Here is a 14402-nt window from a genome sequence, read left to right on the forward strand (position 1 = left end):
TCCTGACGCACCGTTTAGCCTTTGCTGGCCATCCACAAACTAAAGAGATTCGCCAGCAGGTAGCCTTCCTCGTTGGGATGGAGCCGGACATCGAACGGCGCGAGCACCGCCTGGTGTACAGACTCGACCTGCGGCCAGATGTCACAGCTTTGCATTTCGTCCAGAATACCCGCGTCCAGCGGACCAATCTCCTCGCCACGGCGGCTGCGCATCAGCGCATTCGCCATATGGGTGATCGCCATCTCGCCCTGCTCGTTGTGCACGGAAATGGCCCATACCGTTTCGAGCTGCGTGACGACACCTGACATGCCGTCACAGATATCCTTATCAATGATCCCCGCCTGACACAGCAGGTTGAGCCTCTCTTCCATCGCCTTACCTCATTTAATCAACACTCAATAACTGGGTTCTTGTTCGCCCACCAGAACGCGCTGCTGATGAGCCAGTAATGCAGATTTGTTCACCACCGTGCGCAGTAGCTGCTGGATGGGGATGTCGTCCACCCGCGTCAACACCACCGCTTCCGAGGCATCTTCAAAACGCGGGTCGCCTTTCAGAGGCTGCGCCACCAGCCCGTGGGTATCGAGTTCGATCTCGTTCGCGACGTTCCAGATCACCGCGTCGATATCTCCTTTGACGATCCGGGCGAGACACTCGTGATACGGCACATCGAGCAGCTCGACGGATTGCCCGGCGAAATACACATCCGTCATGATGCGCTGGTCGGCAGAGCGCGGGTCGAGACCCACCCGTTTGATCTGTTGCGCACCCGCGCGGCAAATCAGCTTGTGCTCGCCCACATAGGTATGGAGGCCGAGTTCCAGGGCCATGTGCACATCCCCTCTGTCGACATAGCTTTGCGCCGCCAGGCGAGAGACCACCGCCAGATCGTAAACGCCGTTGAGCAGGCACTCCACGCGGACATCTGAACCCCGCATGTGGGCGTAGTAAAACGGGATGCCGTCGAACTGCGCTTTCAGCCCGCTGGCCAGCCCTTCATACAGTCGGGTATAGGGCAGCGGCATCGCACAGACGACGTTGCCGATATCGGCGAAATCCAGTAACAGTTTGTGGTCCATGTTGACCAGAAAGCTGCCGTTACGCCCACGGCGTTCCACCGCTACTGCTCCGGCGCTTTCAAGGGTTTTTAACGCCGCCTGGATCAGGCCGACGGAAAACCCGCACTCGCCGGCCAGTTCGTCAATGGTCTTCAGACGGTTCCCGGTTTTTTCGCCGAGTAAATAGCGCGCCAGGCTGTTCTGCGCGACGCCCTCTTTCTTGATAAAGTTACGGCTCATTATTTATCTTCATTTTATTGAATGGTTATATCTTCATTAAAATGAACATAAATGGCAAATGCGGAAGATGGAAAGGGAGAAGATCATCACAAAATGATGTGAGGGCCAGGTTTTGTAGCCCCGGTAAGCGCAGCGCCACCGGGGAAAATGCCTGATGGCGCTTCGCTTATCAGGCCTATAAAAGCACAAAATATAATTAGAAATACTTCCGCAGATATTCCGTCAGGCACAAAATCGCCATCGCCTGGCCGTACGGCATGGAGGTCAGCGGGATCTGGCGATAAAACTCCAGATCGCTGCCCATCCCGGTGCCGAACGAGGTTTGCAGTAACTCCCCTTCCGGCGAGATGTTTTTCACGATGCCGCGAATCGCCTTCTCTGCCACTTCCGCGTATTCCGCGCTGACGTAACGCTTACGCACAGCTTTCAGAATTCCGTAGGCAAAACCGGCCGTTGCCGACGCTTCCAGATACGAATCTGGATCGTCGAGCAGCGTATGCCACAGGCCGCTTTCGTCCTGACAGGTTGCCAGCGCGGCAATCTGCGCGTTCAGCACCTGCACCAGATAGCGGCGCACGGCGTTGTTTTCCGGCAGATCCACCAGCTCGAGGAAATCCGGGATAACGATCGTCAGCCAGCTGTTGCCGCGCGCCCAACGGGCTTTCGCAAAGTTGTGCTGCCCGTCGTAGTTCCAGCCGTGGAACCACAGGCCGGTTTCCCGATCCATCAGATTCTGCACGTGCAGCAGGAACTGATAGACAGCCTCTTCCACGTACTCCGGGCGGTTGAGCAGCTTGCCGATTTTTGCCAGCGGCAGAACCGTCATCATCAGCGTGTCATCCCACATCTGCTGATGATTCTCTTCGGCCAGCGTAATGTGCTGCATCCCACCGTGCGTCGTGCGCGGCATGTCGTTCATCGCCCACTCCGCCCAGCTCTCCAGCCACGGCAGCCAGGTGGCGTTTTTCGTCTCTTCATAGCGACAGGCCAGCGTCAGGAACGGGGCCATGGTGTTGACGTTTTTGGTAGTCGCGCCTTCGGCAAAGCGGTCGGCAAACCAGCCGTCGATGATGTCACGCATCTCGCTCGCGCCGGTCTGGCAGTAATACTGCCAGATACCGTACAACCCGACGCCGTGCGTCCACTCCCATCCCGCCCAGCCTTTGGTGTCGATCACCCGCCCGTCGTCCAGTCGCAGCAAAAATTCGCCGGTTTTATCGTGAATGTTCACCAGATTGTGCGTCACCTTTTCAATCAGTGATTTCAGTTCATCCCTGGCAATAAAGTGCTCAGGCTGACGCAGTAGCGGGCTATGTTTGACAGGCCAAACCTTCATAATCTTAACCTCTGTGATATGTCGAATTCAGTACCGCGCGATCCTTCAGGGAAGGTGCCGCCGGTTTGTTGCGATTCAGGTAACCAATGTTGTTGTTGCCCCACAGGGATTCGTACGGCATCCCGGCCAGCAGTTCGACGGTGGCGCGGGCCTGCGGCGTCGCGGTTTCCGGCATCGCACGGCCAGACTCGCGCATTTTGGCGGTCTCTTCCCGCAGGGTGCTGTGGGTGTGTAAGTTCAGTTTGAAGCGCAGGGAGACCAGGAAGCCGCAGATCAGCACCAGAATGGTGCCCACGCTCAGGATCATCAGAATGGTGTGGCTCACTTCCGCAGGCTGGACTTTCTGCCCGCTGACAAAGCCGGACATCTGCATCACAATCCCGACCAGCATGATGGCACCCGCCTGCGAGGCTTTACGCGTCAGGGTCATGATCCCGGCGAAAATCCCTTCGCGACGTTGACCGGTGATGACTTCATCCACGTCGGCAATGTAGGTGTAGATGTTCCACGGCACATAGTTGATACCGCCGCGCCCCAGGCCGGCAACCGCAGAGATCAGCAGCAACAGAGAGTAAACGTCGCTCAGCCCGGCATAGTAGAGCATCGCGTAGGAGAGCGAGGCCAGCCCAAACAGCACGACGACCATGCGATAAGACGGAGCCGGTCCGAAGCGGATGCAGAGCGGGATCATGGCGATAACGGCGATGAACTGGAAGATCGCCATCGTGCCCAGCAGATTCGAAGCCATCGACGCTTCCTGCATCAGGACGAACACCACGTAGTAGGTAAACACGGCGTTGAACACGTCCTGCGCAATGTAGCCCCCGAGGTACATCCCCAGATGCTGGCGGAAAATCTTCACCCGCAGGGTGGAGCTTAATTCAACGAACAGACGGTTCAGACTCTGACTGAGGTTGAGTTTTTTCTTCTCCTCTTCGGCACGCAGCGCCGCTTCCGACCACTCTTCCCGTGGACGTTCCCAGGTGAAGATCCACACAAACGTGAGCATCATCGCGCACAGCACCGAGAAGACCAGGCTCGCGTAGAAGAACGAGATAGCGTTGTCTTTCCCGAAGTGGGTCAGCAGAATGCCCGGCAGGAAGGAGGCCAGAATCGCTGACATCTGCGCCATGGAGATGCGCGCCCCGGAGAATTTGGTTTTCTGTTTGAAATCGTCGGTCATTTCCGGGACTAAGGTTTCGTACGGCACCAGAATCATGGTGTAGACGATGTCGAAGATCAGATAGGTGACCAGGTAATACCAGAAGCCCATGTCTCCGACCCACATCATCGAGTAGCTAAAGACGCAGGGAATACCGAGCAGGATAAAGAACTTACGGCGGCCAAAGCGTTTGCCGAGCCAGGTGGTGCCGAAGTTATCGGTCAGGAAGCCCATCAGCGGGCTGACGACCGCGTCCAGCACCCTGGCGGCGGCGAAGATAAAGGTCGCCTCAATCGGCGAGAGTCCACAGAAGGTGGTATAAAAATATAACAGCCAGGCCGCCGTCAGCGCGGTGGTCCCTGCCCCAAGGAAATCGCCCGACCCGTAGGCCAGGTAATTTGCGAGTCCAATTTTACGTGTTTTCATTGCCGTCAACCCTTTCAGTGTTGGGAGACTCCCCCTCATCCGGGAGTTTTTACACGGCTACAGTAAAAGCATCGTCATATTGATACCTTTCTGTTTCTGCCACCGCGCAAGGGCAAATGGCAATAATGCAAAGAGATTCCATACGCGTGTCACTGATTTATAAAACAGCGTTTCTTTTGCATCAAAAGGCGGGGTCATTTTTTGCGAGCCAGCCGTCAGTTTCGTCTGACGGCTGGTGAAAAGGCAGGCAATTAGCGGTAGTTGACGATCACTTCGTTACTTTGAACTTTCAGGGCCGGGATCAGACGTCCTCCCCCCGGCACTTCCCAGACAAAGCGCAGCGGCTCTATGGCAGGCACGCCGTTGAAGGCATGCGTGGTGCCGTTTTCGCCATCCAGCTCGGTGCAGCGCGTCTGCGAACAAAGTCGCACAAGCAGCCCGGCAGGCGTCGGGCCGATCAGCTGATAGCGCCAGACCACCAGCGTCATCAAACCGGAGACCGGCTCTGAGGCGGACAGCGGTCGCGACGAGGCCGATACGCCGCGATTACTCAGCGTGATGCCGATACTGCTCGCCTGCCAGGTCCCCTCCCCTGCGGCCTGGGCCATCAGCGGGAAGAGTAAGATCCACAACCAGTGGCGCATCATTTGCCTCCGATGGTCGCCGTCATACGAATATGGCGGTTATCCGACAGTTCCAGATTCGACAGCACCACCAGCTGCGTCAGGCTGCGGCGCAGGAAGCGCGACAGCAGCGGACGCAACGCATGGTTCACCAGCAGCACCGGCGGTGCGCCGAGCATCTCCTGACGGGCCAGCGCCTCTTGCGTCTGGGCCAGCAGACGGTCTGCCAGACCCGGCTCCAGCCCGCCGCCGCCCTGCAACGCCTGCAACAGCAGACGCTCAAGCGGCGTGTCGAGACCAATCACCTGCACTTCGCCGGTACCCGGGAACCACTGCTGGGTGATCGCCCGGCCTAAGGCCACGCGCACCACAGCGGTCAGTTCGTGCGGATCGCTTTGCAGCGGCGCATGTTCCGCCAGGGTTTCCAGAATGGTGCGCATATCGCGGATCGGCACTTTTTCGTCGAGCAGATTTTGCAGCACTTTGTGCAGCGTGGTCAGCGTCACCACGCCCGGCACCAGATCTTCCGTCAGCTTCGGCATCTCCTGGGTGACACGGTCGAGAAGCTGCTGGGCTTCCTGGCGGCCAAACAGCTCCGCCGAGAACTGGCCGATCAGGTGATTGAGGTGCGTCGCAACCACGGTACTGGCTTCCACCACCGTGTAGCCCTGGATCTGCGCCTGCTCTTTCAGGGCGCTCTCAATCCAGATTGCCGCCAGGCCAAAGGCCGGGTCAATCGTCTGTTCGCCCGGCAGCGTGCCCGCCGCGGTGCCAGGGTTAATCGCCAGCCAGCGGCCAGGATAGGCGTCGCCGCTGCCGATCTCCACGCCTTTCATTAATATGCGATAGCGCGCAGGCGGCAGATCCATGTTGTCGCGGATGTGCACCACCGGCGGCAGGAAGCCCATGTCCTGAGCGAATTTTTTACGGATACTGCGGATACGACCCAGCAGCTCGCCGTCCTGCTGGAAATCGACCATCGGGATCAGGCGGTAACCCACTTCCATCCCGAGAGAATCTTCCAGCTGAACGTCATTCCAGGTCGCTTCCACCGCCTGATTGTTTTCCGGCATTTTGACCGGCATCGGTTCTGCCGCCGGTTTGATGTCGCGCCCGCGCAGCCACCAGGCCAGACCCAGTAAGGCTGCGGTAAACAGCAGGAAGACGAAGTTAGGCATGCCCGGCACCATCCCCAGCAGGCCAAGCACTGCCGCGGAGAGCATCAGCACGTTCGGGTTGGTGAACAGCTGGCTGACCATCTGCTGACCGACGTCTTCGTCGGTGCTGACGCGGGTCACGATAACACCCGCCGCGGTCGAGATAACCAGCGCCGGGATCTGGGCGACCAGGCCGTCACCGATGGTCAGCAGCGTATAGCTTTCCGCCGCGTGGCCCATGTCCATCCCGTGCTGGAGAACACCCACCAGCAGGCCGCCGACGATGTTGATCACCATGATCAGGATCCCGGCGATGGCATCCCCGCGAACGAACTTACTCGCACCGTCCATCGAACCGTAGAAGTCCGCTTCCTGGGTCACGTCGGAGCGGCGTTTTTTCGCTTCGTCTTCACCAATCAGACCGGCGTTCAGATCGGCGTCAATCGCCATCTGTTTGCCCGGCATCCCGTCGAGCACGAAACGCGCGCCCACTTCGGCGATACGGCCCGCACCTTTGGTGATAACCATAAAGTTGATGATCACGAGGATGACGAACACCACGATACCGATGGCAAAGTTGCCGCCGACGAGGAAGTGACCGAAGGCCTCAACCACTTTACCCGCCGCCGCGCCGCCCGTATGCCCTTCCATCAGGATGATACGCGTCGAGGCCACGTTCAGCGCCAGACGCAGCAAGGTGGTGAACAGCAGGATGGTCGGGAACGCCGCAAACTCCAGCGTACGCTGGGTGAACATCGCCACCAGCAGCACCATAATCGAGAGCGCAATGTTGAAGGTGAAAAGCAGATCGAGGATAAATGCTGGCAACGGCAGCACCATCATCGACAAAATTAGCAGGATGAGAATCGGCCCGGCAAGGATCTGCCATTGCGTCGATTTAATGTTGCTCGGCAGGCGCAACATTGCCACCAGATTAGCCATCAGTGTCCTTCTTGTTCATAAAATCCAGTGCTTCAGGCACCGGAAGATTTTTAGGTTTACCAGGTCGTTGACCGCCTGCCAAACGCCAGCGTTTCAGCTGCCATACCCATGCCAGCACTTCCGCCACGGCGGCGTAAAGCTGACCTGGAATTTGCTGTCCAATTTCTGCATGACGATACAGGGCACGCGCCAGCGGTGGCGCCTCGAGTACCGGCACGCGGTGTTCTGCACCAATTTCACGGATGCGCAGCGCGATAAGTCCCGCCCCTTTCGCCACCACTTTTGGCGCAGACATTTTGTTTTCGTCGTATTTCAGCGCCACGGAGTAGTGCGTCGGGTTGGTCACGATCACGTCCGCTTTCGGCACATCTTCCATCATGCGACGACGCGCCGCCTGGCGCTGCATCTGGCGAATACGCCCTTTGACGTGCGGGTCGCCTTCGTTCTGTTTGTATTCGTCGCGCAGGTCCTGACGGGACATACGCAGCTTTTTGATGTGGCTGTAGATCTGGAAGAACACGTCAAATCCCACCATCGGGATAATGCTGAGCACCACCAGCACCGCGCACATTCCCACCAGGTCCATGGCGTTGATCATGGCCGTCAGCGGCGATTCACTGATTAGCCGCATCATGTCTGGCCAGTGGAACCAAAGATAAAATCCGGCGGTGCTGCCCATCAGCGTCGATTTGAGGATCGCCTTCAGCAGTTCCGCGCCCGTTTGCGCCGAGAACATCTTCTTAATGCCCGGGAGCGGATTGAGTTTAGAGAATTTGGGCTGCAGCGATTTGCCGCTGAATATCAATCCGCCCAGCATCACAGGCGAGACCAGCGCGACAATCACCACGCCGGAGATCAGCGGCAACAGCGCGATCATGGCGTCTTTGAGCAGCAGAATGATTTGGCTGAGGATCAGATTCTGGTCGTTGACCATACTGTGATCGAAACGCAGGCCAGCCGAGAGCATGCCCGCCAGCCTGCGGGCAAACGACTCCCCTCCCATCCAGATAATGCAAACCCCAATGATTAAAATCAGCAGGGATGTCAGTTCTCGGGATCGGGGGACTTGCCCGTCCTCACGCGCCTTTTCTAGTCGGTGGGGTGAGGGGGCTTCTGTTTTGTCGTCGCTGTCTTCTGACACAGTTCGTACTCTTTGCCCATTTCGTCACGCGTATCATGTCAGAGCCGGGTGGATTCAATGGACGGAAAAGCCTGTAAAACTGGTCGTTTTTATCCTCTTTAAAGTGAAATAACTCGATTCAGATAAACTTTTCGATCTAATTTTAGACCCCAGAGGATCAAATTTGAATTTGCCGAAACAGGAAAAAGCATCCTGATCTTTTATTTTAAAACACTACAAACACCATTTCTCGCCAATCTCAACAAATCAAATGCAACATAAAAAATACAATTTACATCTTAACAATAATATTTAACAGTACATTTAACATCACTAAGATAATGATTATAGAATTGACTCATAATTGTTGGTTTCACTATTTTCGAGAAACCCATTATCATGCAAACAATATCAATTAAGCCACACTTCCGCCTGAGGCAAATATCTTTGTATACTCTCCGAGGAATAATTTTATTTATTGGGATTATTCTCTAAAACAGTGTCTATATGGATTATATTGCTAAGGAACGTCATACCATGAACATCAGGAACAATATCATTTCGGGATCCTTGCTGGCATTAGCCTCAATGAGTGGATTCGCCGCTGAAATGAATGCAGGTACGATTCACTTTACAGGTGAGATAATCGAACCGAGCTGTGTTATCGAAGGCGATGATGGTACAGACAGTACCGTTCCTTTGGGAACCTATCCGACGTCGTTATTTACTGACGTTGGCGTGGAATCTACACTGGTGCCTTTCTCCATTTCACTGAAAGATTGCCCATTAAAAAGCGACGGTCTGCCCTCAGTTCAATTAACGTTCACTGGCACCACTACATTGACGGGGGTAAATAATCTGCTTGATGTAAGCAAAAAAACCACCGCAGGAACGACGGCGGCTTTAGGCGTGGGTGTTGCGGTCAGCCTTGACGGAAAAGATACGAATCTTATCACTATGGACGGTGCTGAAGGTCAGGTTAAAGTGCCACTCACAAATAAGGTGGATGACATTCTTACCACCAATTTCAACGCTCGGTATAGGTCATTCACTAAAACAGTCGAAGCAGGCCCTGCAGATGCTGATATGACCGTAAATATTATTTACCGTTAATATTTATACTTTATCCATTCTTGATATCAATTATTTCCCAGAAAATATTGATGTAAATGGGTGTATGTAAGGAAATCCCAACCTTATAGTGAGCTTGGGATTTCCTTTATTTTAAAAACCGGAACAGGTATTGCCATGCGTATTTCCCCGCTAGCTGTATTGTTAACCCCCGTTATTTTCATCTCACTAAGCCATGCAGCAGGCATTCAGGTTGGGCGCACGCGAATCATCTATGATGCCGGCAAGAAAGAGATCTCACTACCGCTTATCAATAAAGAAAATGCCCTACCCTGGTTGATACAATCCTGGACCGATACGGGCGATGGAAAAACCCGTGGTCCCTTTATTGTCACCCCTCCACTATTTCGCCTTGAGCCACAGAAAGAACAAAGCCTGAGAATAGCGTGGAATGGCACGGCATTGCCCGAAAACAAAGAATCGTTGTTTTACATGAACGTTCGTACCATTCCCGCCACCGCGGCGGAAGACGACGATAAGAACGTTTTACGACTGATCTACAAAACCCGAATCAAGCTCTTCTGGCGCCCTAAGGGGCTGAAAGGCTCGCCGGAGGAGACGTGCCAAAATCTGCGTTTTTCCCGCAGCGGCAATCAATTGACGATCACCAATGACGGCGCCTTCCACAGCACCTTCGACAGTCTGCTGCTGGGCAGCACAAAAATCGTTAAAGCTGACATGGTCAATCCTCAGTCCAGCGTTCAGATCCCGTTACCGGACACGGCTTCCGGTTCGCAGGTGAGCTGGCGATGCATCACGGATTACGGCAATGCTTCCGACAAATACGTTTCCACGCTGGTTCAGGAATAGAACAAAATGGCAAAAGGACTGCATGATGTGTCCCGCCAGCGTTTCTGGCGTCTTAACCCGCTGGTACGTTGTCTGAGTGGTGTTTTACTCGTGACGTCAGTCGGCGCTGAGGCCCGGGAGTACCATTTCGCCGCCTCGTCACTGGAAGGCGATATGCTCTCGCAGCAGGACATCGACCTGTCGCTGTTTTCACACGCCAATACCCAGCTGCCGGGCGTCTATCCCTCCCGAATCATGTTCAACGATCGGCGGGCAGGCGATGCCAGTATCACCTATCTGGGGACCAAAAACGGCGAACTGGCACCACAGCTGACGCCGGATATGCTGCGCAACTGGGGTGTGGATATCGATAAATATCCAAAGCTTGCCGCGCTGGATGCGGTGGTTCCGCTCCCTCACCCGTTAGGGGATTACATCCCGCAGGCTTCGGCCACGCTCGACTTCTCGACCATGACGCTGCATCTCAGCATCCCGCAGGCCGCCGTAGCCGGGAATGGCAGAGACTATATCGCCCCTTCACGCTGGGATGACGGTGTCCCTGTCGCGTTCGCTGATTATTCGTTTTCCGGCTCACAGAACCAGGACAGTGGCCAAAATACAACAACGAATCAGTATCTTAATATGCGAAGCGGCGCCAATCTCGGCGGCTGGCGCGTGCGCAACTACTCCACGTGGAGTAAAACGGACGACGCCAACAGCTGGGACACGGTCAATACCTACGTACAACATGATATCGATGCGATAAAAGCGCAGTTCACGGGCGGCGAGAGCAGCACTCAGGGTGAAGTGTTCGACAGCCTGCAGTATCGCGGCATCAACGTGGCCTCCGATGAAGAGATGCTACCTTACAGCCAGCGCGGTTTCGCGCCGGTGATTCGTGGTATCGCCAGCTCGAATGCCGAAGTGTCGGTGCGCCAGAATGGGTATCTGATCTATCAGCAGAACGTCGCGCCGGGCGCGTTCGAGATTAACGATCTCTACTCCACCACCAACAGCGGCGACCTGGAAGTGACCGTCAAAGAGGCCGACGGGACCGAGCACCACTTCACCCAGCCCTACTCCAGCATCGCGGTGATGCAGCGGCCTGGACACATGAAATATGAGATCACGGCGGCCCGCTATCGCGCGGACAGCGGCAGCGATCAAAACGAACCGCTCTTTGCTCAGGGAAGTCTAATCTATGGTCTGAACAACAGCATGACGCTGTTTGGCGGTCTGACCGCGTCGGATGACTATCAGGCGGTGAACAGCGGCGCGGGTATCGCCCTGGGATCGCTCGGTACCCTGTCAGCGGATGTGACCGCCGCGAAAACGCAGCTCGACAATGGTACCCAGAGCACCGGGCAGTCTTATCGCCTGCTCTACTCTGGTAAAATTGATACCACTGACACTAACTTTACCCTTGCCAGCTATCGCTACTCCACCAGCGGCTACTACAGCTTTGCCGATGCCAATCAGAAATACGATGAGCACGAAGAGGATCTGCTGTTCAATTACAACAAGCGTAACCGCATCCAGGCCAGCGTCAGCCAGAACATCTCCGGCGTCAGTTTTTATCTCAATGGCTATCAGCAGGACTATTGGCATACCTCGCAAAAAGAACGAAGTGTCTCTGCGGGCCTGAACACTGTCGTTGAAGGCATCAGCCTTCATGTGGCGTACACCTACAGCAAAACAGACGAGGATCAGAGTGACCAGATGGTCTCTTTCGGCTTTAGTATGCCGCTAAGCCGCTTCCTGCCGCGCGCCTGGAGCAGCTATAACCTGAGCAACAGCAAACACGGCTATACCCGCCAAAGCCTGGGGCTCAACGGAACACTGCTGGATGACGAGCGCCTGAGCTACTCGCTGCAGCAAAGCCATTCGAATCACGATGGCGACGACACCAGCAGTCTGTACGGCAGCTATCGCTCGCAGTACGCCAATATGAATGCCGGGTATTACTACTCCTCCGATAATTCCCGGCAGTTGAGCTACGGTTTGAGCGGTGCCGTTGTCGCGCACCCGCATGGGGTCACCCTCGCCCAACCGCTGGGCAGCCAGTTCGCTATCGTCAACGCGAACCACGCGTCAGGCGTGCGTTTCCAGAACCAGCGCGGCATTCAGACCGACTGGCAGGGCAATGCGGTGATTCCGTCCCTGAGTCCGTATCAGGAAAACAGCATCCGTGTTGATACCACCAGTCTGCCGGAAGATGTCGATACGACCGAAACGGCGGTCACGGTTATCCCTTCCCGCAATGCCGCGGTCGTCGCGAATTTCGATGCCCATGTCGGCTATCGCGTCCTGATCACGCTCATGCGCCCGGATGGCAAAACGGTACCTTTCGGCGCCATCGTTACCGCTCTCTCGCCGGTCATCAGCGGTATCGTTGATGATAAGGGCACTGTTTATCTGGCAGGGGTTTCTGACACCGTTCAGTTAAGCGTGAAATGGGGAAGTGCAGCGGATCAGCAATGCACCGCCCATGTCTCTCTCGGTGCGGCAGTACAGGCTTCAAATCCGGCGGGAATTCGCTCCGTCAATGCCCTTTGTCAGCAGGAACCACAACATGTTAATTAATTCAATTTCACGTTTTTTTTCAGGAGTGTTGTTCCTGTGCCTCTGCATTCCAGTTTCGGCGCAAGCCGTGACGATTTTGCACAACTGTTTTGTCCCTGTGGATTACCACATCGCATACGACCGTGATCTCACGACGAATGAAAATCTGGCTGGTCACGACGTTGATGTTCCGGGACATCTGGTTGCAGAGAGTACGGTCATGGAGGCTAATTGTACTTGCCCTTCTTCAATGGATGAGACAATTGCGGTCAAGGAATTAACATTGGCAGGAAGCCCGCTTCCGCCTGGAAGCGACGACTATGGTTATCTCACCGATAAGTTTGATATTGACGTTGGGGGGTATGACGATGCGATCAATTCTCCTGACGGATCGGGGTTACACCCGTTAAGCATAAATCAATATCCAACCCCCATCGCTTCGATGTCAAAATTTGCGGACAATAGAATTGTCCCAGAAAACACAAACAGCGTATGCAGCGAAAGCACTCGTCCGGAGAAGTCTCCCCCTGCAAAACGCCAGTTCCGCTGGAACGTCATGAATGCCACGTTTCACATTAAAAAACCGATTCTCGGCAAAGAGATTATTCCCCCTACCCTGGTGGTTCAGAACTATGCCTGCCTCTATTACGATACTGGGAGCTGTGATGCTGCAAGCGCACAACTGGTATCCAACATCTGGCTCAGCGGATCCCTTTCCGCTCCCCTCAGTTGCACAATCAACGAAGGCAGCACCATCGAGGTCGATTTTGGCAATATCGTCAGCAAGCAGTTCAAAGTCAAAGGGGTTATGCCGCAGGGCTATACGCTGAAAAACGTGGACATCTCCTACCACTGCGACGACAACGCCGTCGGGAATGATAACCGCATAAAACTCACGCTCAGCGCCGATCAGGGCGTCGAGGACAGTAGCAATCCGCTGATTGCAAAAATGCTCAACCGGGACGATGTTGGGGTCAGGGTCTTTACGCAAGACGATAAGAACGTACAACTCGACGGCAGCTACGAGTTTCCGGTCACCATGGACGAGCAGGGAAATGGTTCAGTGAAGATCAAAGCGGCGCCCGTGAGCACAACCCGTGCCACGCCGGAACCGGGTAAATTTGAAGGGAACGTGACGGTAAAAATGGACTTGCGATAAAGGCTCCTCAGGCTGCGCACGCAGCCTGAGAAAACCTCGCCGGGATTAGAAGCCGAGACTGTCCAGCAGATCGTCCACCTGATCCTGGCTGGCCACCACGCCCGCCTTGGTGGTGTCGAGCTGCGGGCCATTGAGCAGGCTTTCGTTCTCGCGTTTCGGACGCGCCGCAGGCTCTGGCATATTCTCCAGCAGCACCATCAGCAGCTGACGTTCGATCTCCTGAATCACATCCATCATGCGCTTGATCACCTGACCCGTCAGGTCCTGGAAATCCTGCGCCATCATGATGTCCAGCAGCTGCGCGTTGGTGAAGCTGGTGTGTCCCGGGACATCGCCCAGATATTGACGGGTATCCGTCACTAGCTCACGGGCATCCGCGAGTTCGATTGGATTTTCGAACCACTCGTCCCAGCGTTTGCTCAGGGCTTTCGCCCCCTTTTCCATCTCATCCTGGTGCGGTTGAGAGGCTTCAACGCTGTTCAGCGCGCGCTCTGCCGCCTGAGCGGTCATCTGCACAACATAGTCGAGACGGTCGCGCGCATCGGGGATGGCTTCTGCCGCTTCGGCAATCGCCTGATCTAAGCCCAGCTCGCGCAGGCTGTCGCGCAACATACGCGTCAGGCTGCCGATACGGACAATAATCTCATTGGCCGAATGTTCCTCGACCGGTTTCATAGCAGGTTTTATCATCACCAGC

General features: G+C 55.4%; 12 protein-coding genes. 4 read left to right on the plus strand and 8 right to left on the minus strand.

Going from position 1 to position 14402, the window contains the following annotated elements; translation table 11 throughout:
* Window positions 1-14: 14 nt before the first annotated feature.
* From U9O48_RS13615 to flhB, 7 genes are all read right to left on the minus strand, one after another.
* On the minus strand, window positions 15-371 hold the full coding sequence (locus U9O48_RS13615) for a PRD domain-containing protein (RefSeq protein WP_282494672.1): 357 nt from the start codon (window positions 369-371) through the stop codon (window positions 15-17).
* A 24-nt stretch (window positions 372-395) separates the two neighbouring features.
* Window positions 396-1298, minus strand: a complete 903-nt coding sequence (gene yhfZ, locus U9O48_RS13620; RefSeq protein WP_324722655.1) for a GntR family transcriptional regulator YhfZ — start codon at window positions 1296-1298, stop codon at window positions 396-398.
* A gap of 196 nt (window positions 1299-1494) precedes the next feature.
* Window positions 1495-2634: a glycoside hydrolase family 105 protein gene (locus tag U9O48_RS13625; RefSeq protein ID WP_324722656.1), complete on the minus strand. Its 1140-nt coding sequence runs from the start codon at window positions 2632-2634 to the stop codon at window positions 1495-1497.
* Between the two features lie 4 nt (window positions 2635-2638).
* A complete protein-coding gene (locus U9O48_RS13630) occupies window positions 2639-4222 on the minus strand; it encodes an MFS transporter (protein ID WP_285144234.1) in 1584 nt (527 codons plus the stop codon).
* Window positions 4223-4473: 251 nt separating this feature from the next.
* Complete coding sequence (gene flhE, locus U9O48_RS13635) at window positions 4474-4866, minus strand: flagellar protein FlhE (RefSeq protein WP_285144372.1); 393 nt, start codon at window positions 4864-4866, stop codon at window positions 4474-4476.
* Entirely contained in the window at window positions 4866-6944 is a 2079-nt protein-coding gene (flhA, locus tag U9O48_RS13640) for a flagellar biosynthesis protein FlhA (protein ID WP_282494677.1), read from the minus strand. Before flhA ends, flhE begins: the two co-directional genes overlap by 1 nt.
* On the minus strand, window positions 6937-8085 hold the full coding sequence (flhB, locus tag U9O48_RS13645) for a flagellar biosynthesis protein FlhB (protein WP_324722657.1): 1149 nt from the start codon (window positions 8083-8085) through the stop codon (window positions 6937-6939). Before flhB ends, flhA begins: the two co-directional genes overlap by 8 nt.
* A gap of 516 nt (window positions 8086-8601) precedes the next feature.
* Here flhB and U9O48_RS13650 point away from each other — a divergent pair.
* From U9O48_RS13650 to U9O48_RS13665, 4 genes are all read left to right on the plus strand, one after another.
* Window positions 8602-9177, plus strand: coding sequence for a fimbrial protein (locus U9O48_RS13650; protein WP_285149575.1), 576 nt, complete (start codon window positions 8602-8604; stop codon window positions 9175-9177).
* Window positions 9178-9312: 135 nt separating this feature from the next.
* Entirely contained in the window at window positions 9313-10005 is a 693-nt protein-coding gene (locus tag U9O48_RS13655) for a molecular chaperone (RefSeq protein ID WP_324722658.1), read from the plus strand.
* Between the two features lie 6 nt (window positions 10006-10011).
* Window positions 10012-12567, plus strand: a complete 2556-nt coding sequence (locus tag U9O48_RS13660) for a fimbria/pilus outer membrane usher protein (protein WP_285149457.1) — start codon at window positions 10012-10014, stop codon at window positions 12565-12567.
* Complete coding sequence (locus tag U9O48_RS13665; RefSeq protein ID WP_324722659.1) at window positions 12557-13705, plus strand: fimbrial protein; 1149 nt, start codon at window positions 12557-12559, stop codon at window positions 13703-13705. The genes U9O48_RS13660 and U9O48_RS13665 overlap by 11 nt, the downstream gene beginning before the upstream one ends.
* A 45-nt stretch (window positions 13706-13750) precedes the next feature.
* Here the strand turns inward: U9O48_RS13665 and cheZ are convergent, their stop codons facing one another.
* Complete coding sequence (gene cheZ / locus U9O48_RS13670; RefSeq protein WP_282494683.1) at window positions 13751-14395, minus strand: protein phosphatase CheZ; 645 nt, start codon at window positions 14393-14395, stop codon at window positions 13751-13753.
* Window positions 14396-14402 lie beyond the last annotated feature (7 nt).

The organism is Lelliottia sp. JS-SCA-14, assembly GCF_035593345.1.
In the GTDB taxonomy this organism is placed as follows: domain Bacteria; phylum Pseudomonadota; class Gammaproteobacteria; order Enterobacterales; family Enterobacteriaceae; genus Enterobacter; species Enterobacter wanjuensis.

What these genes read in the sequence shown, in the direction of transcription:
- U9O48_RS13625 (WP_324722656.1), bottom strand. Translation starts at nt 2,634, where the DNA reads ATGAAGGTTTGGCCTGTCAAACATAGCCCGCTACTGCGTCAGCCTGAG.
- U9O48_RS13655 (WP_324722658.1), top strand. Translation starts at nt 9,313, where the DNA reads ATGCGTATTTCCCCGCTAGCTGTATTGTTAACCCCCGTTATTTTCATC.
- U9O48_RS13650 (WP_285149575.1), top strand. Translation starts at nt 8,602, where the DNA reads ATGAACATCAGGAACAATATCATTTCGGGATCCTTGCTGGCATTAGCC.
- flhE (WP_285144372.1), bottom strand. Translation starts at nt 4,866, where the DNA reads ATGCGCCACTGGTTGTGGATCTTACTCTTCCCGCTGATGGCCCAGGCC.
- yhfZ (WP_324722655.1), bottom strand. Translation starts at nt 1,298, where the DNA reads ATGAGCCGTAACTTTATCAAGAAAGAGGGCGTCGCGCAGAACAGCCTG.
- U9O48_RS13660 (WP_285149457.1), top strand. Translation starts at nt 10,012, where the DNA reads ATGGCAAAAGGACTGCATGATGTGTCCCGCCAGCGTTTCTGGCGTCTT.
- flhA (WP_282494677.1), bottom strand. Translation starts at nt 6,944, where the DNA reads ATGGCTAATCTGGTGGCAATGTTGCGCCTGCCGAGCAACATTAAATCG.
- U9O48_RS13665 (WP_324722659.1), top strand. Translation starts at nt 12,557, where the DNA reads ATGTTAATTAATTCAATTTCACGTTTTTTTTCAGGAGTGTTGTTCCTG.
- U9O48_RS13630 (WP_285144234.1), bottom strand. Translation starts at nt 4,222, where the DNA reads ATGAAAACACGTAAAATTGGACTCGCAAATTACCTGGCCTACGGGTCG.
- U9O48_RS13615 (WP_282494672.1), bottom strand. Translation starts at nt 371, where the DNA reads ATGGAAGAGAGGCTCAACCTGCTGTGTCAGGCGGGGATCATTGATAAG.
- cheZ (WP_282494683.1), bottom strand. Translation starts at nt 14,395, where the DNA reads ATGATAAAACCTGCTATGAAACCGGTCGAGGAACATTCGGCCAATGAG.